The organism is Noviherbaspirillum sp. UKPF54, assembly GCF_007874125.1.
GTDB lineage: Bacteria > Pseudomonadota > Gammaproteobacteria > Burkholderiales > Burkholderiaceae_D > Noviherbaspirillum.
The window spans coordinates 2054851-2078746 of record NZ_CP040128.1 but is presented as its reverse complement, the minus strand read 5'-3'; the positions used below and the strand labels follow the sequence as shown (position 1 = coordinate 2078746).

Sequence of the window (23896 nt, the reverse complement as noted above, 5' to 3'; positions counted from 1 at the left end):
AAAAATATCATCATGGCATACGATCTCGAAGAACAGGAGCAGTTAGCGTCTCTGAAGGCTTGGTGGAACCAGTACGGCAATCTCGTCACCTGGCTGCTGATCATCGCATTGGCCGCCTATGCGGGATGGACGGGCTGGAACTACTACCAGCGCACTCAAGCCGCGCAGGCCGGGCAACTGTACGAGGAATTGCAAAAAGCCGCTGCGTCCAAGGACAACGCCAAGGTGCAGCGTGCGGCGTCCGATATGACCGGGAAATTCGGGCGCACGGCATATGCGCAGATGGGTGCACTTGCCGCAGCCAGAAGCGCTTTCGATGCCAATGACCTGAAGGCGGCAAAGGCGCAACTGCAATGGGTGGTTGAGCATGGCAGCGACGAGTATCAGGCAATCGCGAAGATTCGCCTGGCCGGCATTCTGCTCGATGAAAAGGCCTTTGATGAAGCATTGAAACTGCTATCGGGCAACTTCCCCGATGCGTTTGCGGGAGCTGTTGCCGATCGCAAGGGTGATATCCTCGCCGCACAAAACAAGATCGAGGATGCGCGCACCGCTTACAAGCTGGCACTCGACAAGACGGATCAGAAAAATCCGGAGCGACAGCTGATCCAGTTGAAACTGGATGCGTTGGGCGGTGCCGCGGACAAGGCGGCATAAGCCGGATCAAAGGGGAAGAAATGCGCATTGCAGTAAAACTGGGCTGTATCGCTGTCGCCGTCGCGCTGGCAGGATGTTCGTCCTTGAATCCGTTTTCTCATAAGGAAACTCGCAATCCACCGGCGCCGCTGGTTGATTTCAAACCGACACTGACCGTACGCACCGTATGGTCTGCTTCGGTGGGTAAATCGGACGGCTTTGTGTTCTCGCCGGCGCTGGCCAATGGCAGCATTTATGCGGCCGCTGCCAAGGGGGGCTTGGAGCGCATCGACGCGGCGACAGGCCGTTCTATCTGGCGTATCGATGCCGGCACGCGCCTGACTGCGGGCGTCGGGACCGACGGCACGATAGTTGCGGTTGCCGGTGAAAAGGGCATGTTGCTGGCATTTGATGCGGACGGCAAGCTGCGCTGGAAGGCTCAGGCATCGAGCGAAGTTCTGTCGGCGCCGGCGGTCGGGCAGGGATTGGTGATCGTGCGCAGTGTCGACAACAGGATCGCAGCCTACGACGTGGAGTCCGGTACGCGGCGCTGGATTGTGCAGCGCACCGCGCCGCCTCTGACCTTGCGCACCGCGCCCGGCATCGTGATATCGGGTGCGACTGCATATGTCGCGATGCCTGGCGGGCGTTTGCTGGCCCTGACATTGGCCAATGGCGGACCGCGCTGGGAAGTGGCGGTCGGCGATCCGCGCGGCACCACCGAACTGGAGCGGGTTGCCGATGTATCGGGGGCTCCCGTACTCGCTGGTCGCGACGTTTGCGCCGTGGCGTATCAGGGGCGCATCGGATGTTTTGACGCGATGACGGGCGCCGTGCGCTGGGGACGGGAGCTTTCCAGCGATGTGGGGCTCGGCATCGACGACCGCTTCGTGTATGCAGCGGACGATAAGGGGAATGTCACGGCTTTCTCGCGTGAAAGCGGCTCCGGCGCATGGCGCAACAGCAAGCTAGTCAATCGCGATCTTTCGACGCCGGTGGCGTTTGATGGCAAGGTCGCCGTTGGGGATGCGCAGGGATACATTCATTTCCTGTCGCGCGAGGACGGTGCGTTCGTGGCGCGCACAAACCCGGACGGCAGCGCCATTACGGCGGCAACGCCGCTGGTCGACGGCAAGAACGTCATTTTTCAAACACAGGCAGGTACAGTGGTTGCGTTAGCGGCCAATTGAGATTCAATGAAGCCGGTTATTGCATTAGTAGGCCGACCGAATGTCGGCAAATCCACCTTATTCAATCGGTTGACTCGGTCGCGCGATGCGTTGGTCGCGGACCTTCCGGGGTTGACGCGCGATCGACATTACGGTGAAGGACGGATCGGCGAAAGGCCTTTTCTCGTCATCGACACAGGCGGTTTCGAGCCTGTCGCCAAAGAAGGCATCATGCACGAGATGGCCAAGCAGACCAAGCAGGCGGTCGCGGAAGCCGATGTCGTGGTGTTCATCGTCGACGGCAGGCAAGGCCTGACGCCGCATGACAAGACGATCACCGATTTTTTACGCAAGTCCGGGCGGCCTGTCATGTTGGTGGTCAACAAGGCGGAAGGCATGAAATACACCTCCGTCACCGCCGATTTCTACGAGCTGGGGCTGGGCGATCCCTACGTGATTTCCGCAGCGCATGGCGATGGCGTACTCGACCTGGTCAACGAGGCACTTGACGTCGCCGCCGCCCAGCAGCCGGCCGTGGCGGAAGACGAACCGGCTGCTGCCAGCAAGGGGATCAAGATTGCAATCGTCGGGCGGCCGAACGTGGGCAAATCAACACTGGTCAATACGCTGCTCGGCGAAGATCGCGTGATCGCGTTCGACATGCCCGGTACCACGCGCGACTCGATTGAAATCCCGTTCGAACGCGACGGCAAGCACTATACGCTGATCGATACGGCAGGTATCCGACGGCGAGGCAAGGTATTCGAGGCGATCGAAAAATTTTCGGTCGTTAAGACGCTGCAATCGATTTCTGAGGCAAATGTCGTTGTCCTGCTGCTCGATGCTCAACAGGATATCTCCGAGCAGGACGCGCACATCGCCGGGTTTATCCTGGAGTCCGGTCGCGCGCTCGTTGTTGGCGTCAACAAATGGGATGGTCTCGACGTCGACAAGCGCGACCAGATCAAGATGGATATGGAGCGTAAGCTCAACTTCCTGTTTTTCGCAAAATTCCACTTCATTTCGGCATTGAAGGCAAGCGGCATTGCACCCTTGATGAAGTCGGTCGAGGCCGCTTATGACGCGGCGATGGCGAAGCTGTCGACACCGCGCCTGACACGCGCGCTGATCGAGGCACTCGAACACCAGCAGCCGCGCCGCAAAGGATCGATCCGTCCGAAAATGCGCTATGCGCATCAAGGCGGACAGAACCCGCCGATTGTCGTTATCCACGGAAACGCGCTGGAAGCGATAGACGACAATTACAAGCGATATCTTGAGAAGCACTTCCGCGAAACTTTTTCGCTGGTCGGCACTCCATTACGTATCGAACTGCGTTCGAGCAAGAATCCTTTTGCCAAGAGCGAAAAATAGGCTTTTCTCGGCACTTGATTGGCGCGAATAGCAAAAATCGATTACAGTCGTAATTCACTGGCGACTTGAAATTTTTCAGGTCGTCTTCAACTCCTAAATCACAACTACACAATGGAGCTCCCATGAGCAATAAAGGGCAATTGTTACAAGACCCGTTCCTCAATGCCTTACGCAAAGAGCACGTACCCGTTTCGATCTATCTCGTCAACGGCATCAAGCTTCAGGGGCACATCGAATCGTTCGACCAATACGTCGTTCTGCTGCGCAATACCGTAACGCAGATGGTGTATAAGCATGCGATTTCCACAGTCGTGCCGGCTCGTGCCGTTAACATCAATCTTGAATCCGACGCGGAATAACACATCGTTACACAATTCAAATACTCTATGCGCGCTGCCTTGGTCGGCGTGGATTTTGGCAAGGGGGATTTCGCCGCCAGTCTTGACGAACTTTCCCTGTTGTCGAAGTCGGCCGGGGCAGATCCTGTTGTAACCGTTACAGGAAAGCGCTCCAGCCCGGATGCCGCACTGTTCGTAGGCGCAGGCAAGGCCGACGAAGTGGCACATGCCGTCGCGGACGGGCAGCTCGACATCGTCATTTTCAATCACGCTTTGTCGCCGGCACAGCAACGCAACCTCGAGCGCCATCTGAAGACGCGCGTGGTTGACAGGACCAGCCTCATCCTCGATATTTTTGCGCAGCGCGCAAAAAGCCACGAGGGTAAGGTGCAGGTTGAACTGGCCCAGTTGCAGCATCTCGCTACCCGCCTTGTCCGCGGGTGGACGCACTTGGAACGGCAGAAGGGCGGTATCGGTTTGCGCGGTCCGGGCGAGACGCAATTGGAAACGGACCGTCGCCTGCTGGGTGGCAGGGTCAAGGCACTGCGTACGCGTCTCGACAAGTTGCAGCGGCAACGCGAAACGCAAAGACGGGCGCGCAACCGGAACAATACGTTCTCGGTTTCGCTGGTCGGTTATACCAATGCCGGGAAATCGACCTTGTTCAATGCCTTGACTAAGGCGCAGGCCTATGCGGCTAATCAGCTGTTTGCCACGCTAGACACGACCTCGCGCCGAATTTATCTGGGCGATGCCGGGAGTGTCATCATTTCCGATACGGTCGGATTCATCCGCGAGCTGCCGCACCAATTGGTTGCGGCTTTTCGCGCTACTCTAGAAGAGACGATCCATGCAGATTTGCTTCTGCATGTGGTCGATGCGTCCAGCCCGGTGCGTATGGAGCAAATTGATCAGGTCAATGCTGTGCTGGCCGAAATCGGTGCCGATCACATTCCGCAGATTCTTGTCTGGAACAAGATTGACGCTGCAAGTCTTGCTCCGGGTTTTGAGCGTGATGAATATGATAAAATCCAGCGAGTTTTTATTAGTGCCCAAACTGGGGCCGGCCTTGACCTGCTTCGCAATGCCATCGCTGAATATGCAAGGATGAACGCGCCAGCACATCTCGGTCGCTTGCCGGCGCACGCATCGGACGATGCGCGCGCCTAGTGCAGCTTGTGCGCGCCGGCGGAAATGTCGCTGGTGGCAGCGGTAGCCTGCTTGATGAGTGCAGCCCGGATTTTGGCGCGGAAGGATTGAGCCTCGCCGGACAGCTTCGCGAGTAGCTTTAATAATAACTCGCATTGCGACCCATTACATTTGCCCGATAGCGAGAGAATGCCTGTTCCTCAACTAAAAAAAATTGGCCTGAAGTTTTCATTGAACGACCCGCGCTGGGGCCGTGGCTCTCAGGACAATGGTCAAAACCAGGACGGTAAGAAGCCGAACGAGGGGCCGCCCGATCTGGACCAGCTCTGGCGAGAATTCAATCAGCGCCTCAATCGCTTGTTCGGAAACAGGGGCAGCGGAGGCGATGGTGGTGGCTTCAGTCCCGACATGCGAGGCGCGGGCGTCGGCGTCGGATTGATCGGCGCCATTGTTCTGTTCCTGTGGCTGGTCAGCGGTTTTTTCATCGTGCAGGAAGGGCAGACTGCGGTAGTCTTAACCTTCGGTAAATATAGCCACATGGCGCCGGCAGGCTTCAACTGGCGCTGGCCGTATCCGATCCAGAGCCACGAAATTGTCAATGTGTCGCAGGTTCGTACAGTTGAGGTGGGTTACCGCTCTAGTGTACGCAACAAACTGGCGCGCGAGTCGCTGATGTTGACCGATGATGAAAACATCATCGATATTCAGTTCGCTGTTCAATACAAGCTCAAGAGCGCATCCGAGTGGGTGTTCAACAACCGTGACGCCGAAGAGACCGTGCGTCAGGTTGCCGAAACTGCTATCCGCGAAGTTGTCGGCCGCAGCAAGATGGATTTCGTGCTCTATGAAGGGCGTGAAAAGGTTGCCTTGGATGTCAGCCAGTTGATGCAGCAGATTGTCGACCGTTATAAGGCGGGCGTGCAGATCACTAACGTTACGATGCAGGGCGTGCAGCCTCCGGAGCAGGTGCAGGCGGCATTTGACGATGCCGTCAAGGCGGGGCAGGATCGCGAACGCCAGAAGAACGAGGGGCAGGCCTACGCCAATGATGTGATACCGAAGGCGCGTGGTGCCGCATCGCGTTTGATGCAAGAGGCAGAGGCGTATCGTGCACGCGTGGTCGCCAATGCCGAGGGTGATGCGGCGCGTTTTAAGCAGGTGCTGGTCGAGTACCAGAAAGCGCCGGCTGTGACGCGCGAGCGGATGTACCTGGAAACAATGCAGCAGATTTTTGCCAACACGACGAAGGTGCTAGTGGATAGTAAGAATGGGAGCAATCTTCTTTATCTGCCTCTTGATAAGCTGATTTCGCAATCTTCCACCAGCGAATCCGCCGCGACACGCTCCGGAGTCGGACAGTCGCAAGCGCCCGCCATGCCACAGCCGAACAACGAGCCATTGCAATCGATGGATACCCAAAGATCAAGAGACTCGCGCAGCCGCGACGGACGCGATTCGCGTGACAGGGAGACGCGTTAATGAATCGCCTTGTCTCCTACGCCATTGCGGCGCTGATCATTCTGGCCGCACTGTTCTCGACATTGTTCGTTGTCGATCAGCGTCAGTATGCGATCGTGTTTGCGCTCGGTGAAGTCAAAAAAGTGATCAATGAACCTGGCTTGCATTTCAAGCTGCCGCCGCCGTTTCAAAACGTACTGTTTCTGGACAAGCGGATTCTGACGCTCGATACGCCGGAAGCGGATCGTTTCATCACTGCGGAAAAAAAGAACATTCTCGTTGATGCTTATGTGAAGTGGCATATCGTTGATCCGCGCCTGTATTTCATCAGCTTTACCGGTGACGAGCGACGTTCGCAGGATCGCATGTCGCAGATCGTGAAAGCCGCACTGAACGACGAGATCACCAAGCGCACGGTACGCGAGGTGATTTCCGGCGAACGCGGCAAGGTGATGGATGCCATCCGCCAGAAGGTTGCCGAAGAGGCGAAGCAGATCGGTGTGGAAATTGTCGATGTCCGTTTGAAGCGGGTCGACTATGTCGAGCAGATTAATAATTCCGTGTATGACCGCATGAAAGCGGAGCGTACGCGGGTGGCCAATGAATTACGTTCCACCGGTGCGGCGGAATCGGAAAAAATTCGTGCCGATGCAGATAGGCAGCGTACGGTTATTCTTGCTGAAGCCTACCGGGACGCGGAAAAGATTCGTGGCGATGGCGACGCCAAGGCGTCGCAGATCTATGCGCAAGCGTTCGGGCAGAATACCGAGTTCTACAAGTTCTATCGCAGCTTGGAGGCCTATCGTGCCAGCTTCAGGAGCCATAACGACTTGATGGTGGTTGATCCGAACTCGGAGTTTTTCAAGTATTTCAAAGGCGCCGGCTCGGGGGGGGGTTCTGGCGCCCCGAGGAAATGACACGGATGCGTCGTGAAAGGATTGTTGACTGCCGCACTTGGATTGATGCTGCTATTGGAGGGCATCTTTCCTTTTCTCTTTCCAAGGCAGTGGCGCGAAACATTTATCCGCATTGCTCGTTTTTCTGACGGCCAGATCCGCTTCCTGGGACTGATGGCGCTATCGTGCGGCATCTTGGTGCTGGGGCTCGCCGAACTATTTTCTTAAAGTATTTCCGTCATGCCCAATTGGCTATTACCTGAAAACATTGCCGACGTTTTGCCGTCCGAAGCGCGGAAAATCGAAGAGTTGCGGCGCAAGCTTCTCGACAACTTCCGGTTATACGGCTACGAGCTTGTAATGCCGCCGATGCTGGAATATCTGGAATCGCTGCTTACCGGCGCCGGGCAGGACATGAATCTGCGCATCTTCAAACTGGTCGATCAGCTGTCCGGCCGCACGATGGGGATTCGGGCCGATATGACGACCCAAGTTGCACGCATCGATGCGCATCTGCTCAACCGCGCGTCGGTGACGCGTCTGTGCTATGCGGGCAGCGTGTTGCAAACCCGCCCGTCAGGCTTGCATGCGACGCGTGAACCGTTGCAGATCGGCGCAGAGATTTATGGTCATTTCGGCCTAGAAGCCGATGCGGAAATCCAGGAGTTGGTGCTGGCGTCGCTGGCGCTGGCGGGTATCTCGCAGGTTCGTCTCGATTTATGCCATGTGGGCGTGCTGCGCGCCGTCATCGCAAATGACGCCAAGGCGCAAAAGCAGGAGGCGGAGCTGTTCAGCTTGCTGGAGGCGAAAGACATTCCCGGGCTGCGCGCGCTTGCCAAGGATTTCGACCGCGCGACCCGTGATGCATTGCTTGCGCTGCCTGGTCTGTACGGCGATGTGACCACGCTTGATCGCGCGCGCAGAACATTGCCGAATGTAGCCGGGATCGGCAAGGCGCTGGATGAATTGGAGTTTTTGGTCAAGTCGGCCGGGGGCGCGAGCGTGACAATAGATCTGGCCGACCTGCGCGGCTATCACTATCACAGCGGTGTGATGTTCGCTGCGTATGTGCCGGGCTTGCCGAACGCCGTGGCGCGCGGCGGGCGCTATGATCATGTGGGGGAGGCGTTCGGGCGTGCACGGCCCGCGACGGGTTTTTCGCTCGATTTGCGCGAGCTGGCACGTCTGATTCCGGTGGCGGAGCGCAAGAGTGCTATTCGAGCTCCCTGGAGCACCGAACCGGCATTGAGAGAGAAAATCGCTGACTTGCGAAGAATAGGCGAAGTTGTCATTCAGGCTTTGCCCGGGCATGAAAACGAGCAGGACGAATTCGATTGCGACCGCGCAATCGTGTTTGAAAACGGAAACTGGGTTCTTAAAAATTAGGTTAACAGTATGGCAAAAAATGTCGTTGTCATCGGCACCCAATGGGGCGATGAGGGAAAAGGAAAAATCGTCGATTGGTTGACCGATCATGCACAGGGCGTGGTTCGCTTCCAAGGGGGGCATAACGCCGGCCATACGCTGGTGATTGGTGGGCAGAAGACAGCCTTGCAATTAATCCCATCTGGCATCATGCGCGCCGGCGTAGCATGTTATATCGGAAATGGCGTTGTGCTGTCGGTGCCGGATTTGTTGCGCGAGATCGACAAGCTGCAGGGCAATGGTATCGAAGTCGCCTCGCGATTGAAGGTATCGGAAGCCTGCCCGGTCATCCTGCCGTACCACACCGCGCTCGATGCAGCCCGCGAAGCGGCACGTGGCGCTGCCAAGATCGGCACGACAGGCAAGGGCATTGGCCCGGCTTACGAAGACAAGGTGGCGCGCCGCGCCATTCGCGTCGCGGATTTGCTGAGTGAACAGCGCTTTGCCGAAAAGCTCAAGGAAAACCTCGATTATCACAACTTCGTGTTGGCCAATTATCTGAAGGCTCAGCCAGTTGATTATCAGAAGACGCTGGATGATGCGTTGGCGACCGTGCCGCGTATTGCGCCGATGGTGACGGATGTATCGAGCGCGCTCTATGCGGCGCATAAGGCGGGCGCAAGCCTGCTGTTCGAAGGAGCGCAGGGCAGCCTGCTGGACGTGGATCACGGCACCTATCCGTTCGTCACTTCCAGCAACTGCGTCGCGGGCAATGCCGCTGCCGGTTCCGGCGTCGGCCCCAACATGCTGCATTACATCATGGGAATCACCAAGGCGTACACTACCCGTGTCGGCTCCGGCCCGTTCCCATCGGAGCTGCCGACCGACCAGGGTATCGGCAAGCATCTTGCAAGCGTTGGGCATGAGTTCGGAACGGTGACGGGCAGGGCGCGACGCTGCGGCTGGTTCGATGCAGCACTGCTGCGCCGCTCAGTGCAAATTAATGGTGTCTCAGGCATGTGCCTGACCAAGCTTGACGTTCTTGATGGTCTTGAGGCGCTCAAGCTGTGCACTGGCTACAAGCTCGACGGCAAGGTCATCGATGTTTTCCCGGTCGGTGCCGAAGACGCGGCGCGGTGCGAGCCGATTTACGAAGAAATGCCGGGTTGGAAAGAGTCAACGGTTGGCGCCAAAATGCTGTCGGCGTTGCCGGCAAATGCGCGTGCCTACATCAAGCGAATCGAAGAGCTGGTTGGTGTGCCCGTCGATATGGTGTCGACTGGCCCGGACCGCGAAGAGACGATTGTTTTGCGCCATCCTTTTGAATGATGTGGGTGGGTAAGCAATGAATGTTTCGAATGAAAAGCACCTGTGGGTGTCGTGGGATGAATATCACACCGCGATTGCCGAGCTGGCACGCATAGTCCACGATTCCGGATGGGAATTTGATCAGGTGTTGTGCCTAGCGCGCGGCGGCTTGCGTCCCGGCGATATTTTTTCACGCATCTTCGACGTGCCTCTGGCTATTCTTTCCACCAGCTCGTATCGGGAAGAGGCTGGCACGGTCCAGGGGAAACTGGATATTGCCAAGCACATTACAATGACGAAAGGTTCGCTGGGCGGGAAAGTCCTGTTGATTGACGATCTCGTCGATTCCGGCGTCACGCTGCAGAATGTTCAGAATCACTTGAAAGAAAATTTCCCTGCCGTGAGCGAAGTGCGCTCGGCTGTAATCTGGTGTAAAGCATGTTCGGCAGTTCGCCCGGATTACTTTTTGCAGTACTTGCCGCATAATCCCTGGATTCATCAGCCGTTCGAGGAGTTCGACGGATTGCGCCCCCATCAGTTAGCAGCATGGCTGAAAAAGGGTGAGGTGAATTGAGTGAAACTAGATGGCAATTCCTGACTCAAAAAATAAAAAACCCGTTGGCGCGCCAACGGGTTTTTTACTTGCCGAACTCCATCGCCTGCGGAGATGGACACTTGGATGAGGAATGGGTCTTGTCGCGAAGGCGGAAAAAGAAAAAGGTCCGCGATTGCGGACCTTTTTTAAACTTGGTGCCCAGAAGAGGACTCGAACCTCCACAGTGTTGCCACCGCTAGGACCTGAACCTAGTGCGTCTACCAATTCCGCCATCTGGGCGATGCGAAAGACCAGAATTATAGCGGAATTCCGGAGGATGTCAATTCACAGGTGCAATAGATCTTTAGGAAAGTTGGGGTTAGGTAAATACGGCAGTCCTCCGTTACACTTGAGCCCGTATTAATAATAATGAACAGAAATTCCCATTTGAGCCAATTTCCCTACACAATTCCCAGCCGGGAGGAAATTCTCGGCATCCTGCGCACAGCGGCCGAGCCGCAAGACGCCTCTGCATTGGCAGCAGCACTCGCTGTCAAGCCCAATGAAATGGACGGCCTGATGCGCCGGCTGAATGCGATGGAGCGTGACGGGCAGATCAAGCCGAATCGAAGCGGCCAGTATCAGCTTACGCATCAGGCTAACTTTATCGAGGGCCGGGTCAGCGGGCACAGGGAGGGCTACGGCTTCTTGACGCCCGACGACGGCGGCGACGATATCTTCTTGCCGGAAAAGGAAATGCAGAAGGTCTTGCACGGAGACCGCGTGCAGATCCGCATCGTCGGCACCGATCGGCGAGGTCGTCCGGAAGGCGCGATCGTCGAAGTCGTCGAGCGCGCCAATACGCATGTGATCGGCCGCCTGCTGAATGAAAATGGCGTCTGGATCGTCGCGCCCGAAGACAAGCGGATCGGGCAGGATATTCTGCTGTCCGGTTCTCCCGGCAAGGCAAAGACAGGGCAGGTCGTCAGCGTGGAGCTGCTGGAGCAGCCGTCACGCTATACGCAGCCGGTCGGCAAGATCGTCGAGGTCCTGGGCGACATCGACGATCCCGGCATGGAAATCGAAATTGCAGTGCGCAAGTACGGCGTGCCGCATGAATTTTCCGATGCGGCGAAAAAGCAGGCTGCGAAGCTGCCGGCACAAGTGCGCACCGCCGACTTGGCCGATCGTGTCGATTTGCGCGACATCCCGCTGGTGACGATCGATGGCGAGGATGCGCGCGACTTCGACGACGCGGTGTACTGCGAGCCGGTGAAGATCGGGCGCAGCAAGGCCTTCCGCCTGATTGTCGCGATCGCCGATGTAAGCCATTACGTGAAGCCGAACGATGCGCTCGACGCCGATGCCTTGGAACGGAGCACCTCGGTATATTTTCCACGGCGCGTGATCCCGATGCTGCCGGAGAAGCTGTCCAACGGGCTGTGTTCGTTGAATCCGGATGTCGATCGCCTGACGCTGGTATGCGACGCAGTCATCACCGCCAAGGGCGAAATCAAGGCGTACCAGTTTTATCCGGCGGTGATTCATTCTGCGGCTCGCCTGACGTACACGGAAGTCGCGGCCATTCTCGAGAATACGAAGGGCCCAGAAGCAGGCAAGCGTCATGGCCTGGTGCCGCATCTGCTGAACCTGTATGACGTGTTCAATGCGCTATTGCATGCACGCCAGAAGCGTGGCGCTATCGATTTCGAAACGACTGAAACCTATATCGTCTGCAATGCGGCGGGCAAGATCGAGCAGATTTTGCCGCGCACGCGCAACGATGCCCATCGGCTGATCGAGGAATGCATGCTGGCGGCGAACGTTTGCGCGGCCGACCTGCTGGCACGTCACAAGCACCCTGGCATGTATCGCGTGCATGCGGCGCCGTCCAAGGAAAAGCTCAACCAGGTGAGGACCTTCCTCAAGCAGATGGGGTTGCACCTGGGCGGGGGAGATTCCCCGACGGCGTCGGACTACGCCGAGCTGATCCCGAAGATCAAGTTGCGTCCGGATGCGGTGCTGTTGCAGACCATGCTGCTGCGCTCAATGCAGCAGGCAGTCTACAGCCCGGACAACATCGGTCACTTCGGACTGGCCTATGAAGCGTATGCCCATTTCACCAGCCCGATCCGCCGGTATCCGGATTTGCTCACGCATCGCGCGATCAAGGCGATCTTGCAGGGCAAGCGTTACGAGCCGAAGGGTATCGATATCGGCAGCCTGAATACAACCTTGTCTCCGGCCGCGCGCAAGATGCTTGCCGAAGACAAGGCTGCCGGCAAGAAAAGGAAGGAGGGCGAGCTCGCCGTCTGGGAATCGCTCGGCATTCATTGCTCCGCCAATGAACGGCGCGCGGATGAGGCATCGCGCGATGTTGAGGCCTGGCTGAAGTGCTACTTCATCCGCGACAAGCTCGGCGAAGAATTTACCGGCACGATTTCCGGCGTGGCCCCGTTTGGTATTTTCGTGCAGCTCGACGCATTGTTCATCGAAGGGATGGTGCATGTCACCGAGCTGGGGTCGGACTACTTCCAGTACGACGAAATACGCCATGAGTTGCGCGGCGAGCGCACCGGCATTCGCTATCAACTGACCGACCGCGTGACGGTGCAGGTCAGTAGGGTCGACCTGGATGCGCGCAAGATCGATCTGCGGCTGGTGAACGAGCCTGGCATCCGTACCGTGCTGAGAAACGAGGCGCGCCGCGCCGACGCTGAACATGCCCGCGAAAAGAAAGCGCCGGAAAAATCCGCTCCGGTAAAGCCGGCACGCAAAGCAGCGACGCCGGACAAGACCGCGAAGGCCAAGCGGGCGAAGCCGACTTCCGGTGCCGGAAAGACCTCCCGGCCCGCCAAGGCGCGGGCAAAACCCGGCAAGCCCGGCAAGAGAAGAAGATAAGACATGAAAAGTAAAATGATTTTCGGCTTTCACGCCGTGACGGCGCGGCTGCGCCATGACGCATCCTCGATCGAAGAGCTGTATGTCGATGCCGGCCGCCATGACCGCCGCATGACCGACCTGTTGCGCGCAGCGGAAAACGCCAAGGTGCGCATCATCCATGCGGACGGACAACGGCTTGATGGCATGGCGGGGACGCGCCGCCATCAGGGTGTCGTGGCCAAGGCGGGAGAACTTTCGCTCGCGCGCAATCTCGACGAATTGCTCGATGCGATCGAGGGGCCGCCCCTGCTGCTGATCCTGGACGGCATCACCGATCCGCATAACTTGGGCGCATGCCTGCGCGTGGCCGATGGCGCCGGGGCGCATGCGGTGATCGCGCCCAAGGACCGCGCTGTCGGCTTGAATGCGACCGCTGCCAAGGTCGCCAGTGGCGCTGCCGACACGGTTCCGTATATCACTGTCACCAACCTCGCGCGCACCATGCGCGAACTGAAGGAGCGGGACGTCTGGCTGATCGGCACCACCGACGATGCGGAGAAAAATCTTTATGAGGCCGATTTTGCCGGGCCGGTCGCGTTGGTCATGGGATCCGAGGGGGAGGGCATGCGGAGGTTGACACGGGAAACCTGCGACGTGTTGGTGAGTATTCCAATGCATGGCGCTGTCGAAAGCTTGAACGTGTCCGTCGCTTCCGGGGTGTGCCTGTACGAGGCGCGCCGCCAGCGGATGGTCGCGGCGTAACTGCGGCTTCCGCCCTTTCCAACAAGCGTTGACGGCGCTCGCTGCGCCAGCGGCTGGATAGGGCAACTTGGCAGAACGCACCGTCAACGCGATAACATTACGGTTTCAATACGCATTCGCCTTTCTATGTTCAGCCGCATTCGCGAAGACATTTCCAGCATCATCGAGCGCGACCCGGCCGCCCGCACCGCATGGGAAGTGCTGACCTGTTATCCGGGGCTGCACGCGATCATGATGCATCGCTGGGCGCACTGGTGCTGGCTGCGCGGACTGAAATGGCTGGGCCGTTTCATTTCGCACATTGCGCGCGGCCTTACCGGGATCGAGATTCACCCAGGCGCGACGATCGGGCGCCGGGTTTTCATCGACCATGGTTTCGGCGTCGTGATCGGGGAAACGGCCGAGATCGGCGACGACTGCACAATTTATCAGGGCGTGACGCTGGGCGGCACATCGTTAAGCAAGGGCGCCAAGCGCCATCCGACCCTGGAGCGCGGCGTGATTATCGGTGCGGGTGCCAAGGTCCTGGGCGGATTCACGGTGGGTGAGGGGGCGAAGGTCGGCTCCAACGCGGTCGTGGTCAAGGCAGTGCCGGCGGGCGCGACGGCGGTCGGCAATCCGGCCCACATCATGCAAAAGGATGCCAACAAGCAGCGCGAAGAAGCTGCAGCACGCGTCTTCGCAGCCTATGGTGTGACGCCCAACAGCGGCGACGATCCGCTGTCGACTGCCTTGCACCAGCTGATCGACCGTGCCGTCGCGCAGGAGCGGCAGATGCGGGAGATTATTGCTGCATTAAAGGCGGCCGGGGTGAATTGTGAGGTGTTGCCGCAGTCTGATCACTTCGATCCTGCGCAACTGAATAAACTGGTTGAATGAGGATGCTGCTGTGACTGACACGATTGCCGCGCCAACCGCAGATTCTGCTGCGGATGGGCGAGAGGTGCTCGATCCCTTCGAGGTGCGCGTGCTTGCCGTACTGGCGGAAAAGGAGGCGCTCACGCCGGACAACTATCCCCTGTCGCTCAATGCGCTGACCAATGGCTGCAACCAGTTGTCCAGCCGCGATCCGGTGATGTCGATTTCCGAGGATACGGTGCAGGACGTCTTGCAGCGCCTGGTGCAGAAAAAGCTGGTGTCCGAAGTGCGGCAAGCCGGCGCACGCGTGGCCAAGTACGAGCATCGGATGCGAATGAAATGGTCGCTCGAGCAGGACAGGCTTGCGGTGCTGACGATGCTGATGCTGCGCGGGATACAGACTGCCGGCGAAATTCGATCGCGCAGCGGTCGGCTGCACGAATTCGCGACCGTGGCCGACGTGGAGCAGGGGCTGCAGTTTCTGATCGACAAATTCCCGCCGCTGGTTGCGCGCCTTGCGCGTGCGCCGGGCACGAAGGAGGCGCGCTACGCGCATCTGCTGTCGGGCGATGAAGTGCTAGAGCGTCAGGAAACCGCAGCCGGCTTCTCCGGCGCGGTCGAGATGCCGCGTCAGGATCGCGTGGCGCAGCTGGATGCGGAAGTGGCGAGGCTGCGCGCCGAAGTCGAGCGGCTGAGCGAGCAGTTCGACAGCTTCAAGAAGCAGTTTGACTAGAGCAGTCGGGCCTGCACTGCGTCATGGAACCGTCGGCATTCAGGGCCAGCCAGCCGCCGCGCGTCTGGGGCGCCTCGCAATCCCAGTCGGGGAGCACGTAGCGCAGGCGCTTTTGGCCGTTGGCCGAATATTCGTGGCACGCGGGACGATGCGTGTGGCCATGAATCATGACCGTCGTGCCCGTTGCTTCGAACAGCGCCGAGGTTGCGGCCGGATTCACGTCCATGATGTCGTATGACTTGCCGCGCTGCGCTTCGCGGCTGCCTGTGCGCAGCCCTTCAATGATGGCCTTGCGTTGCGCCAGCGGCATGGCGAGGAACTGCTTTTGCCACGCCTGCTGCCTCACCTGGTTCCGGAACGCCATGTAGTCGTGATCGTCGGTGCATAGTGCATCGCCATGGGTAAGGACGATACGCCGGCCGCTTATCGTCACGACGGCCGGGTCGGGCAGAGGCATTGCGCCTGTGGCCGAGGCAAACTCCGCGCCGGCCAGGAAGTCGCGATTTCCAGCGATCCAGAAGATCTGTACGCCAGCATCGCTTACTGCCCGCAGCACATCGACGATCTGCCTGTTATAGCTGGAATCGAGGTCGTCGTCGCCTGCCCAGTACTCGAACAAGTCGCCCAGCAGGTATAGCTGCTGCACATTGGCCGCATCGCGCTTCAGAAAGTCGAGGAATGCCTGCGTGGTGCGCGGCAAGGATGCCTGCAGATGGACATCTGAAACAAAAAGCGCAACCGGTTTCGATTGCGCTTTTTCCGTGGCCTTCGCCAGTCCTTGATTCGGATCGTGCATGCGTTGAAGAATCAGACTTCTTCGGCTTTTTCAATCACGACGTCTTCCACCGGAACGTCCGAGTGCATGCCGGCGCGCGTGGTCTTGACCGACTTGATCTTGTCGACAACATCGGTACCTTCGGTGACCTTGCCGAATACGCAGTAGCCCCAGCCGTCCTGGCCCGGATAGTCGAGGAAGCTGTTGTTCTTGACGTTGATGAAGAACTGGGCGGTCGCCGAGTGCGGGGACGAAGTGCGTGCCATCGCGATCGTGTACGGCTCGTTCTTCAAGCCGTTCTTGGCTTCGTTTTCGATTGGCTCACCGGTCGGCTTTTGCTTCATGCCCGGCTCGAAGCCGCCGCCCTGGATCATGAAGCCGTCAATGACACGATGGAAGATCGTGCCGTTGAAATGGCCGGAACGGACATACGCCAGGAAATTTTCAACGGTTTTGGGTGCTTTTTCGGCGTCGAGTTCGAGCTTGACCTTGCCGTGGTTGGTGGTGAGGAGAACAGCCATGGGAATCCTTAAAAAGAGAGTTGAATTTACTTGGTGACGGAGGCCGACTCGATCACGACCGGCTTGACAGGCACGTTCTGGAACGGGCCGATGGTCGTGGTTTCGACCGACTTGATCTTGTCGACGATGTCGGTGCCCTTGATGACCTTGCCGAACACGGCATAACCCCAGCCGTCCTGGCCCGGATAGTCGAGGAAGCTGTTGTTCTTGACGTTGATGAAGAACTGAGCGGATGCCGAGTGCGGGGACGAGGTGCGTGCCATGGCGACCGTGTAGGGCTCGTTCTTCAGGCCGTTTTTGGCTTCGTTTTCAATCGGGGGATTGGTCGGCTTTTGCGTCATGCTCTTGTCGAAGCCGCCGCCCTGGATCATGAAGTTTTCGATCACGCGATGGAAGATCGTGCCGTTGTAGTGGCCGGTCTTGACGTACTGGAGGAAGTTGGCGACCGATTTCGGCGCCTTTTCCGGATAGAGTTCGAGCACGATCTCGCCCATGTTGGTTTTCAGTGATACGTGCGGCGTATCGGCTGCCTGGGCGCTGTACATCGTTCCCGTCAAGGCCAGGGCCGACATCAGCTGAACGAAAGATCGACGCGAATTTTTCATCGTTTATTCCTTATCTCTTTACAGGCAATTACTGATTGTGTATCTTCCTTGTCCCTTTCGCCGGGAGAGGTTTCATCGATGTTATACTGCGGCGAAAGGCGCATTTTATCAAAATACACATGACAAGAGGGTTCGGCGACCCTGTTGCAGAATGTCACACAAACGCTCCGAAAAAGTCCGCAGGCTGTTTGCCCGGGTATGTGACACACCCCCAGCCGAAACGGAAAACCGCCCATGACCACCATCAAGATCTACAACACGCTTGCGCGTGAAAAGCAGACGTTTGTTCCTATGCAAGCCGGCAAGGTCCGCATGTATGTGTGCGGCATGACCGTGTACGACTACTGTCATCTTGGACATGCGCGCGTGATGGTGGTTTTCGACATGGTGCAGCGCTGGCTGCGGGCGTCGGGGCTGGACGTGACCTATGTGCGCAACATTACCGACATCGACGACAAGATCATCCGGCGCGCGGTCGAAAACGGGGAATCGATTTCTCAACTGACCCAGCGTTTTATCGAAGCGATGGACCAGGACGCCGGCGCGCTCGGCGTGCAAAAGCCTGACTTCGAACCGCGTGCCACCGGCTATGTGCCGCAGATGCTGGGCCTGATCGAGAAGCTCGAGCGCAATGGCCTTGCCTACCGGGCGAGCGATGGCGACGTGAATTATTCGGTGCGCGATTTTCCGGGGTACGGCAAGCTTTCCGGCAAGTCGCTCGACGACTTGCGCGCGGGGGAGCGCGTGGAACTCAATACCGGCAAGCGCGACCCGCTCGATTTTGTGTTGTGGAAGGCCGCCAAGGAATCGGAGCCGGAAGAAGTGAAATGGGATTCGCCGTGGGGCAAGGGGCGTCCGGGCTGGCATATCGAGTGTTCTGCAATGAGTTGCGATCTGCTCGGCGAACAGTTCGACATCCACGGCGGCGGCGAAGACCTGCAATTTCCGCATCACGAGAACGAGATCGCGCAATCGGAAGGCGCGCATCGCCATCCTTTCGTGAACTACTGGATGCATAACGGATTCATCCGGGTCGACAACGAAAAGATGTCCAAGTCGCTTGGCAACTTTTTCACGATCCGTGACGTATTGAAAAAATACGACGCCGAGGTCGTGCGGTTCTTTATCCTGCGCGCGCACTATCGCAGCCCGCTCAATTACTCGGATGCCCATCTGGACGACGCCAAGCACGCGCTCACTCGGCTCTATACCGCATTGAAGGAAGTCGCGCCGGATGCCTCGCCGCTAGATAAGGATGAGGTGCATGCCGTGCGCTTTGCCGAGGCAATGAACGATGACTTCAATACGCCGATTGCGATTGCCGTACTGTTCGATCTGGCCAACGAGGTCAACAAGACGAAGTCGGCGGCGTTAGCCCGCCAGCTGAAAGAGTTGGCCGCGACCATCGCGTTGCTGCAGCGTGTTCCGCAAGAGTTTCTGCAGGCAGGGCCGGCCGAGCAAGGTGCTTATGGCGAAGCGGTGATCACGGAGCAGATTGCGGCCAGAGCCGCCGCAAAGAAGGCGAAAAATTTTGCCGAGGCGGACCGCATTCGTGCCGACCTGCTGGCGAATGGCATTGTCTTGGAAGACAAGCCGGGTGGCGTGACCGAGTGGCGCAGGGCGTAAGCGGCATGTCCACGGCGAGGCAGGCAGGCGTTCCTGTATATTGGCATGATGCCAAGCAAGAGCTGATGCAGCGGGACCGCATCATGCGCAAGATCATTCCGCAATTCGGCGACATGCAGCTGATGGCGCGCGGGGAGGCTTTCACGACACTGGCGCGCGCGGTCATTGGCCAGCAGATTTCGGTAAAGGCCGCCGATGCAGTGTGGCAACGTTTGTTGGCACAATGTCCAAAATGCACTCCGGCACAAGTATTGAAAGCTGGTACGGAAACGCTGGCAACCTGTGGCTTGTCAAAGAGGAAAGCCGAGTATTTGATCGATCTGGCGGAACACTTCAAGGCCAAGCGCGTCCATGCCGACAAGTGGGCCGAGATGGATGACGAGGAAGTTATTTCAGAATTGATTCAGATCCGCGGAATCGGTCGCTGGACAGCGGAGATGTTTTTGATATTTAATCTGCTCCGGCCGAATATTCTGCCCTTGGACGACGTTGGATTGCTCAAGGGCATTAGCGTTAATTATTTTTCCGGCGAGCCGGTATCCCGCAGCGATATACGCGAGGTGGCCGCCAACTGGGAGCCGTGGCGTACCGTCGCGACCTGGTATCTGTGGCGCAGTCTTGACTCTGCGCCGGTAGTGTATTGAACCCGTCTCGTGTTGAGATAAAAGGAGGCACGATGAGCAAAACAACTTTTCTCGGTTTCGAGCAGCCGATTGCCGAACTCGAGGGAAAAATCGAAGAGCTGCGCTTCGTGCAGGACGATTCCGCCGTCGACATCTCGGAAGAGATTGATCGCCTGTCGAAGAAAAGCCAGCAACTCACCAAGGACATCTATGCCAAGCTGACGCCGTGGCAGGTGTCGCAGATCGCGCGGCATCCGCAGCGTCCGTACACCATGGATTACGTGAACGAGATCTTCACGGATTTCCACGAACTGCATGGCGATCGCACCTATGCGGATGATCTGTCGATCATCGGCGGCCTGGCGCGCTTCAATGGCCAGCCCTGCATGGTGATCGGGCATCAGAAAGGCCGCGACACCAAGGAGCGCGCGCTGCGCAACTTCGGCATGCCCAAGCCGGAAGGCTATCGCAAGGCGATGCGCCTGATGAAGCTGGCGGAAAAATTCGGCCTGCCGATCTTCACCTTTGTCGACACACCAGGCGCCTTTCCCGGCATCGACGCGGAAGAGCGCGGCCAGTCGGAAGCCATCGGCCACAACCTGTATGTGATGGCCGAGCTCAAGGTGCCGCTGATCGCGACCATCATCGGCGAAGGCGGCTCCGGCGGCGCGCTGGCCATCGCTGTGGGCGACGTCGTCCTCATGCTGCAGTATGCGACCTATTCGGTGATTTCGCCGGAAGGCTGCGCGTCGATCCTGTGGAAGACATCCGAGCGGGCGCCCGAAGCAGCCGAGGCTCTGGGCCTGACCGCACACCGTCTCAAGGCGCTGAACCTGATCGACAAGATCGTCAACGAACCGCTCGGCGGCGCACATCGCGACCCGAAGCAGATGGCCTCGCTGCTCAAGCGCGCACTGGCCGATTCCCTGCGCCAGCTGCAGGGAATGAAGCCCAAGGAGCTGATGGCTGCGCGCCATGAAAAACTCCTTGGCTACGGCAAATTCAAGGAAATCAATTCCCCCGAATAGCCCGTGACGGCAAGTCAGCCAGCGTCGCCCGTCGACGCTTTCGAGCGCGCGCTAGATGTCATTCTGGCGCGCGTTTCTGTTTTCGCGCCCGGTGCGCCGCCTTCGATCGCCGTGGCGTACAGCGGCGGGCTCGACTCATCGGCGCTGCTGCATCTGGCGAAGCGGTACGCTGCCGCCCGCGATATTGTTCTGTTCGCGTTTCACGTCCATCACGGCATCAGCGCCAATGCCGATGCCTGGCAGGCGCATTGCGAGCGTGAATGCCAGCAGCTCGGGATTCGCTTCGATGCGCGCCGGGTGTCGCTGGAAGAGCGCAGCCGGCATGGGCTGGAGCAGGCGGCGCGACTTGGGCGCTACGCGGCGCTCGGCGAGCTTTGCCGGATTCATGGAGTGCGGCTTTTGCTGACTGCCCATCACCTTGACGATCAGGCTGAAACGATCCTGCTGCAGTTGTTACGCGGCTGCGGTGTGGCAGGAATGTCGGGCATGGAGCTGGTAGCCTCCGCGCCGGATCTGGTCGGCGATTCCAGCTTGCGTGTGGCGCGCCCGCTGCTCGACATCGCGCGTGTTGACCTGGAGCGCTTCGTGGCGGCATGCAACATCGATTACGTCGAGGATGAATCGAACACCGATCCTCGCTATGCACGCAACGCCTTGCGCCACCACGTGATGCCGGCGCTCTTCACCTATTTTCCGGGCTATCAGGCGCGGTTCGCGCGTTCGGCGCAGCACGCGCAGTCTGCGCAGCGATTGCTCGACGAGATGGCTGCATCCGATCTTGCCGAATGCAGGGACGGGGAGGGCATCGATATCGGCCGGCTGAAGTCGTTCAATCCTGACCGGATTGACAATCTGTTGCGCTATTGGCTCGCATTGTCCGGCGTGCGCATGCCGTCGACTTCATGGTTGGGCGAAATGCGCGCGCAGCTGTTCGAGGCGCGGGAGGATGCGCAGGTGTGCGTATCGCTTCCCGACGGCGATATCCGGCGGCATCGCGACAAGGTGATGCTAACGCCAAGAGCGATGCGCGTGCCGCCGCAAGCGCCACCGCTGCGCTTCCAGTGGCGCGGCGAGGACTGGCTGGATTTTCGGAGTTATCGAGGCCGGCTCCATTTCGAGTCGGGGGCAGATGGAATCGATGCCGAATGGTTGGCCGTCCAAGACTTGGTTCTCGGATATCGCCGCGGCGGCGAGATGTTGAAATCGGCCCGCAATCGCCCGACCCGGTCCTTGAAGCATCACTACCAAGCGCTTGACATTCCTGCCTGGGAGCGTTCGAACCTGCCGCTGGTCCATACGGCCGCCGGTCAGCTACTGTTTGCTGCCGGGATCGGATTGAACTGGCGTGATCTGCCATCCGGTAGTGCCAGGCGAATTTGCCTAAGATGGGAGGCAACAAATTTTTGACGGTTTTTTCGGCTTTTTCGTGCTATTTCGCTGGCCTGCCACTTGCCATTTTACGTTGCAGGCGGTAAAGTAAAAGGTTGATTTTAATCATATTTCTTCATTTCCTTCAGCGCAAGCTTCCCAACCCTTATGGCTTTAATCGTCCACAAATACGGCGGCACTTCCATGGGCTCGACCGAGCGCATCAAGAACGTCGCCAAGCGCGTCGCCAAATGGCATGACGCAGGCCACCAGATCGTCGTGGTGCCGTCCGCGATGTCCGGCGAAACCAACCGCCTGATCGCCCTCGCCAAGGAAATCATGCCGCAGCCAGATCCGCGCGAGCTCGACATGCTGGCCTCGACCGGCGAGCAGGTGTCGGTAGCGCTGCTGTCGATGGCGCTGCTGTCGATCGGCAAGGAGGCTGTGTCCTATGCCGGGTGGCAGGTGCCGATCAAGACCGATTCGGCCTACACTAAGGCGCGCATCCAGTCGATCGACGACAAGCGCGTGCGCAAGGATCTGGAAGCGGGCAAGATCGTGATCATCACCGGCTTCCAGGGCGTGGACGACGGCGGCAACATCACGACGCTCGGACGCGGCGGTTCCGATACGTCGGCGGTTGCAGTGGCGGCCGCGCTGAAGGCGCAGGAATGCCTGATCTACACCGACGTCGACGGCGTCTATACCACGGACCCGCGCGTGGTGTCGGATGCGCGCCGACTGAAGACGGTGACCTTCGAAGAGATGCTCGAGATGGCTTCGCTCGGTTCGAAAGTGCTGCAAATCCGCTCGGTGGAATTCGCCGGCAATTACAAGGTGCCGACGCGCGTGCTGTCGTCGCTGACCGATCCGCTCATGCCGCTAGAAGAAGAAGCCAATTCCGGCACCCTGATTTCGTTTGAGGAAGATACACACATGGAACAAGCCGTCATTTCCGGTATCGCGTTCAATCGCGACGAAGCAAAGATCACCGTGCTGGGCGTGCCGGACAAGCCGGGCATCGCCTACCAGATCCTCGGTCCGGTCGCCGATGCCAATATCGAAGTCGACATGATCATCCAGAACCAGTCGGTCGAGGGCAAGACTGATTTCACGTTTACCGTGCCGCGCGGCGATTACGCCAAGGCGATGGACGTGCTGAACAAGGCGGTCAAGGAGCACATTGGCGCGGCTAGCATCGCCGGCGACGCCAAGGTGTCGAAGGTGTCGGTGGTGGGCGTCGGCATGCGTAGCCATGTCGGTATCGCGTCGCAGATGTTCCGCACCTTGTCGGAAGAGGGCATCAACATCCAGATGATCTCGACTTCCGAAATCAAGATCTCCGTGCTGATCGATGAGAAATACATGGAGCTCGCCGTGCGCGCGCTGCATAAGGCGTTCGACCTGGAAAAAGCTTGATCAAATCCTGACCGAATTGCATTGTTTCATTGACCAAGTCCGCATGAGCAGTTATTATGCGTGGCTTCACTCGGTGGGCTAAAGGTTCGCCAAGTGTGTGGAGACGTGGCCGAGAGGTCGAAGGCACTTCCCTGCTAAGGAAGCATACGGGCTTAAACCTGTATCGAGGGTTCGAATCCCTCCGTCTCCGCCAGAAATTCCAAACCCGTTGAGCTTCAACGGGTTTTTTTATGTCTTTTTTTGCGCTTTTGCGTCATGCGGACCGGCGCTGTTGGCGCGTCTCCCGATACGGCCTTCACGTTGCATCTCTTTCAGCCACTTGGGGCGTCGTTCCGATCTGCAGCCAGCCGCTCAGCTTCTCTGGGCGATGAGCTCGATGGTGTGGCATCGCTGATAAACGTGTGCGTCACCCTTCAGTTTCTGGCAGCATATGCCGACAACAGATCTGCATGCCATACGCGGCACGG

23 protein-coding genes and 2 tRNA genes are annotated in these 23896 nt (G+C 58.6%); 21 read left to right on the top strand and 4 right to left on the bottom strand.

Annotated features, from left to right (window positions below):
- Positions 1 to 12: 12 nt before the first annotated feature.
- The 11 genes from FAY22_RS09595 to FAY22_RS09550 all read left to right on the top strand — a co-directional run bounded on the left by FAY22_RS09595 (position 13) and on the right by FAY22_RS09550 (position 10267).
- On the top strand, positions 13 to 657 hold the full coding sequence (locus tag FAY22_RS09595) for a tetratricopeptide repeat protein (protein ID WP_146329995.1): 645 nt from the start codon (positions 13 to 15) through the stop codon (positions 655 to 657).
- 20 nt (positions 658 to 677) lie between these two features.
- A complete protein-coding gene (bamB, locus tag FAY22_RS09590) occupies positions 678 to 1826 on the top strand; it encodes an outer membrane protein assembly factor BamB (protein ID WP_146329994.1) in 1149 nt (382 codons plus the stop codon).
- A gap of 6 nt (positions 1827 to 1832) precedes the next feature.
- The gene (gene der, locus FAY22_RS09585) at positions 1833 to 3179 is read left to right on the top strand and encodes a ribosome biogenesis GTPase Der (RefSeq protein WP_146329993.1); all 1347 of its coding nucleotides are present in this window, start codon (positions 1833 to 1835) and stop codon (positions 3177 to 3179) included.
- 122 nt (positions 3180 to 3301) lie between these two features.
- The gene (gene hfq, locus FAY22_RS09580; protein ID WP_146329992.1) at positions 3302 to 3538 is read left to right on the top strand and encodes an RNA chaperone Hfq; all 237 of its coding nucleotides are present in this window, start codon (positions 3302 to 3304) and stop codon (positions 3536 to 3538) included.
- 27 nt (positions 3539 to 3565) lie between these two features.
- Positions 3566 to 4687, top strand: coding sequence for a GTPase HflX (gene hflX, locus FAY22_RS09575; protein ID WP_146329991.1), 1122 nt, complete (start codon positions 3566 to 3568; stop codon positions 4685 to 4687).
- A 168-nt stretch (positions 4688 to 4855) separates the two neighbouring features.
- On the top strand, positions 4856 to 6145 hold the full coding sequence (hflK, locus tag FAY22_RS09570) for an FtsH protease activity modulator HflK (protein ID WP_146329990.1): 1290 nt from the start codon (positions 4856 to 4858) through the stop codon (positions 6143 to 6145).
- Entirely contained in the window at positions 6145 to 7041 is an 897-nt protein-coding gene (gene hflC, locus FAY22_RS09565) for a protease modulator HflC (RefSeq protein WP_146329989.1), read from the top strand. The genes hflK and hflC overlap by 1 nt, the downstream gene beginning before the upstream one ends.
- A 12-nt stretch (positions 7042 to 7053) precedes the next feature.
- Positions 7054 to 7248, top strand: coding sequence for a DUF2065 domain-containing protein (locus FAY22_RS09560; protein WP_210411928.1), 195 nt, complete (start codon positions 7054 to 7056; stop codon positions 7246 to 7248).
- A gap of 12 nt (positions 7249 to 7260) precedes the next feature.
- The gene (locus tag FAY22_RS22135) at positions 7261 to 8406 is read left to right on the top strand and encodes an ATP phosphoribosyltransferase regulatory subunit (RefSeq protein WP_210411927.1); all 1146 of its coding nucleotides are present in this window, start codon (positions 7261 to 7263) and stop codon (positions 8404 to 8406) included.
- Between the two features lie 9 nt (positions 8407 to 8415).
- Positions 8416 to 9714 (top strand): adenylosuccinate synthase, encoded by a 1299-nt coding sequence (locus FAY22_RS22130; protein ID WP_210411926.1) that lies wholly within the window; start codon positions 8416 to 8418, stop codon positions 9712 to 9714.
- A 16-nt stretch (positions 9715 to 9730) separates the two neighbouring features.
- Positions 9731 to 10267: a phosphoribosyltransferase gene (locus FAY22_RS09550; protein WP_146329988.1), complete on the top strand. Its 537-nt coding sequence runs from the start codon at positions 9731 to 9733 to the stop codon at positions 10265 to 10267.
- Positions 10268 to 10441: 174 nt separating this feature from the next.
- Here FAY22_RS09550 and FAY22_RS09545 read toward each other — a convergent pair.
- Positions 10442 to 10528 (bottom strand) — tRNA-Leu (locus FAY22_RS09545).
- Between the two features lie 147 nt (positions 10529 to 10675).
- Between FAY22_RS09545 and rnr the strand changes: the two genes are divergently transcribed.
- The 4 genes from rnr to FAY22_RS09525 all read left to right on the top strand — a co-directional run bounded on the left by rnr (position 10676) and on the right by FAY22_RS09525 (position 15464).
- On the top strand, positions 10676 to 13129 hold the full coding sequence (gene rnr, locus FAY22_RS09540) for a ribonuclease R (protein WP_146329987.1): 2454 nt from the start codon (positions 10676 to 10678) through the stop codon (positions 13127 to 13129).
- A 3-nt stretch (positions 13130 to 13132) separates the two neighbouring features.
- Positions 13133 to 13873 carry a 23S rRNA (guanosine(2251)-2'-O)-methyltransferase RlmB gene (gene rlmB, locus FAY22_RS09535; protein ID WP_146329986.1) on the top strand — a complete coding sequence of 247 codons (741 nt, stop codon included), beginning with the start codon at positions 13133 to 13135 and terminating at the stop codon, positions 13871 to 13873.
- A gap of 126 nt (positions 13874 to 13999) precedes the next feature.
- Complete coding sequence (gene cysE / locus FAY22_RS09530) at positions 14000 to 14752, top strand: serine O-acetyltransferase (protein WP_146329985.1); 753 nt, start codon at positions 14000 to 14002, stop codon at positions 14750 to 14752.
- Between the two features lie 10 nt (positions 14753 to 14762).
- Positions 14763 to 15464, top strand: a complete 702-nt coding sequence (locus tag FAY22_RS09525) for a YceH family protein (RefSeq protein WP_371417387.1) — start codon at positions 14763 to 14765, stop codon at positions 15462 to 15464.
- Here FAY22_RS09525 and FAY22_RS09520 read toward each other — a convergent pair.
- Genes FAY22_RS09520 through FAY22_RS09510 form a run of 3 tightly spaced genes read right to left on the bottom strand, consistent with a single transcriptional unit; the run spans position 15445 to position 17365 of the window.
- Complete coding sequence (locus FAY22_RS09520) at positions 15445 to 16260, bottom strand: UDP-2,3-diacylglucosamine diphosphatase (RefSeq protein WP_146329984.1); 816 nt, start codon at positions 16258 to 16260, stop codon at positions 15445 to 15447. The genes FAY22_RS09525 and FAY22_RS09520 overlap by 20 nt on opposite strands.
- Positions 16261 to 16271: 11 nt before the next feature.
- Positions 16272 to 16760, bottom strand: coding sequence for a peptidylprolyl isomerase (locus FAY22_RS09515; RefSeq protein WP_146329983.1), 489 nt, complete (start codon positions 16758 to 16760; stop codon positions 16272 to 16274).
- A 26-nt stretch (positions 16761 to 16786) separates the two neighbouring features.
- Positions 16787 to 17365 carry a peptidylprolyl isomerase gene (locus tag FAY22_RS09510; protein ID WP_146329982.1) on the bottom strand — a complete coding sequence of 193 codons (579 nt, stop codon included), beginning with the start codon at positions 17363 to 17365 and terminating at the stop codon, positions 16787 to 16789.
- A gap of 234 nt (positions 17366 to 17599) precedes the next feature.
- Between FAY22_RS09510 and cysS the strand changes: the two genes are divergently transcribed.
- From cysS to FAY22_RS09480, 6 genes are all read left to right on the top strand, one after another.
- Entirely contained in the window at positions 17600 to 18991 is a 1392-nt protein-coding gene (gene cysS, locus FAY22_RS09505; protein WP_146329981.1) for a cysteine--tRNA ligase, read from the top strand.
- Between the two features lie 5 nt (positions 18992 to 18996).
- Positions 18997 to 19635 (top strand): DNA-3-methyladenine glycosylase, encoded by a 639-nt coding sequence (locus FAY22_RS09500; RefSeq protein ID WP_146333392.1) that lies wholly within the window; start codon positions 18997 to 18999, stop codon positions 19633 to 19635.
- Between the two features lie 32 nt (positions 19636 to 19667).
- A complete protein-coding gene (locus tag FAY22_RS09495; RefSeq protein WP_146329980.1) occupies positions 19668 to 20642 on the top strand; it encodes an acetyl-CoA carboxylase carboxyltransferase subunit alpha in 975 nt (324 codons plus the stop codon).
- A 3-nt stretch (positions 20643 to 20645) separates the two neighbouring features.
- Positions 20646 to 22049 (top strand): tRNA lysidine(34) synthetase TilS, encoded by a 1404-nt coding sequence (gene tilS, locus FAY22_RS09490; RefSeq protein WP_168204812.1) that lies wholly within the window; start codon positions 20646 to 20648, stop codon positions 22047 to 22049.
- Between the two features lie 129 nt (positions 22050 to 22178).
- Entirely contained in the window at positions 22179 to 23429 is a 1251-nt protein-coding gene (locus FAY22_RS09485) for an aspartate kinase (RefSeq protein ID WP_146329979.1), read from the top strand.
- A 99-nt stretch (positions 23430 to 23528) separates the two neighbouring features.
- Positions 23529 to 23622 (top strand) — tRNA-Ser (locus tag FAY22_RS09480).
- Positions 23623 to 23896 lie beyond the last annotated feature (274 nt).

Excerpts from the sequence above, each read along its gene's own strand:
- der (WP_146329993.1), top strand. The coding sequence starts at position 1,833 with ATGAAGCCGGTTATTGCATTAGTAGGCCGACCGAATGTCGGCAAATCC.
- FAY22_RS09520 (WP_146329984.1), bottom strand. The coding sequence starts at position 16,260 with ATGCACGATCCGAATCAAGGACTGGCGAAGGCCACGGAAAAAGCGCAA.
- hflK (WP_146329990.1), top strand. The coding sequence starts at position 4,856 with ATGCCTGTTCCTCAACTAAAAAAAATTGGCCTGAAGTTTTCATTGAAC.
- rlmB (WP_146329986.1), top strand. The coding sequence starts at position 13,133 with ATGAAAAGTAAAATGATTTTCGGCTTTCACGCCGTGACGGCGCGGCTG.
- FAY22_RS09550 (WP_146329988.1), top strand. The coding sequence starts at position 9,731 with ATGAATGTTTCGAATGAAAAGCACCTGTGGGTGTCGTGGGATGAATAT.
- bamB (WP_146329994.1), top strand. The coding sequence starts at position 678 with ATGCGCATTGCAGTAAAACTGGGCTGTATCGCTGTCGCCGTCGCGCTG.
- hflC (WP_146329989.1), top strand. The coding sequence starts at position 6,145 with ATGAATCGCCTTGTCTCCTACGCCATTGCGGCGCTGATCATTCTGGCC.
- FAY22_RS09500 (WP_146333392.1), top strand. The coding sequence starts at position 18,997 with ATGTCCACGGCGAGGCAGGCAGGCGTTCCTGTATATTGGCATGATGCC.
- cysS (WP_146329981.1), top strand. The coding sequence starts at position 17,600 with ATGACCACCATCAAGATCTACAACACGCTTGCGCGTGAAAAGCAGACG.
- hflX (WP_146329991.1), top strand. The coding sequence starts at position 3,566 with ATGCGCGCTGCCTTGGTCGGCGTGGATTTTGGCAAGGGGGATTTCGCC.
- hfq (WP_146329992.1), top strand. The coding sequence starts at position 3,302 with ATGAGCAATAAAGGGCAATTGTTACAAGACCCGTTCCTCAATGCCTTA.
- FAY22_RS09515 (WP_146329983.1), bottom strand. The coding sequence starts at position 16,760 with ATGGCTGTTCTCCTCACCACCAACCACGGCAAGGTCAAGCTCGAACTC.
- FAY22_RS22135 (WP_210411927.1), top strand. The coding sequence starts at position 7,261 with ATGCCCAATTGGCTATTACCTGAAAACATTGCCGACGTTTTGCCGTCC.
- FAY22_RS09510 (WP_146329982.1), bottom strand. The coding sequence starts at position 17,365 with ATGAAAAATTCGCGTCGATCTTTCGTTCAGCTGATGTCGGCCCTGGCC.
- cysE (WP_146329985.1), top strand. The coding sequence starts at position 14,000 with ATGTTCAGCCGCATTCGCGAAGACATTTCCAGCATCATCGAGCGCGAC.
- FAY22_RS09595 (WP_146329995.1), top strand. The coding sequence starts at position 13 with ATGGCATACGATCTCGAAGAACAGGAGCAGTTAGCGTCTCTGAAGGCT.
- FAY22_RS09495 (WP_146329980.1), top strand. The coding sequence starts at position 19,668 with ATGAGCAAAACAACTTTTCTCGGTTTCGAGCAGCCGATTGCCGAACTC.
- FAY22_RS22130 (WP_210411926.1), top strand. The coding sequence starts at position 8,416 with ATGGCAAAAAATGTCGTTGTCATCGGCACCCAATGGGGCGATGAGGGA.
- FAY22_RS09485 (WP_146329979.1), top strand. The coding sequence starts at position 22,179 with ATGGCTTTAATCGTCCACAAATACGGCGGCACTTCCATGGGCTCGACC.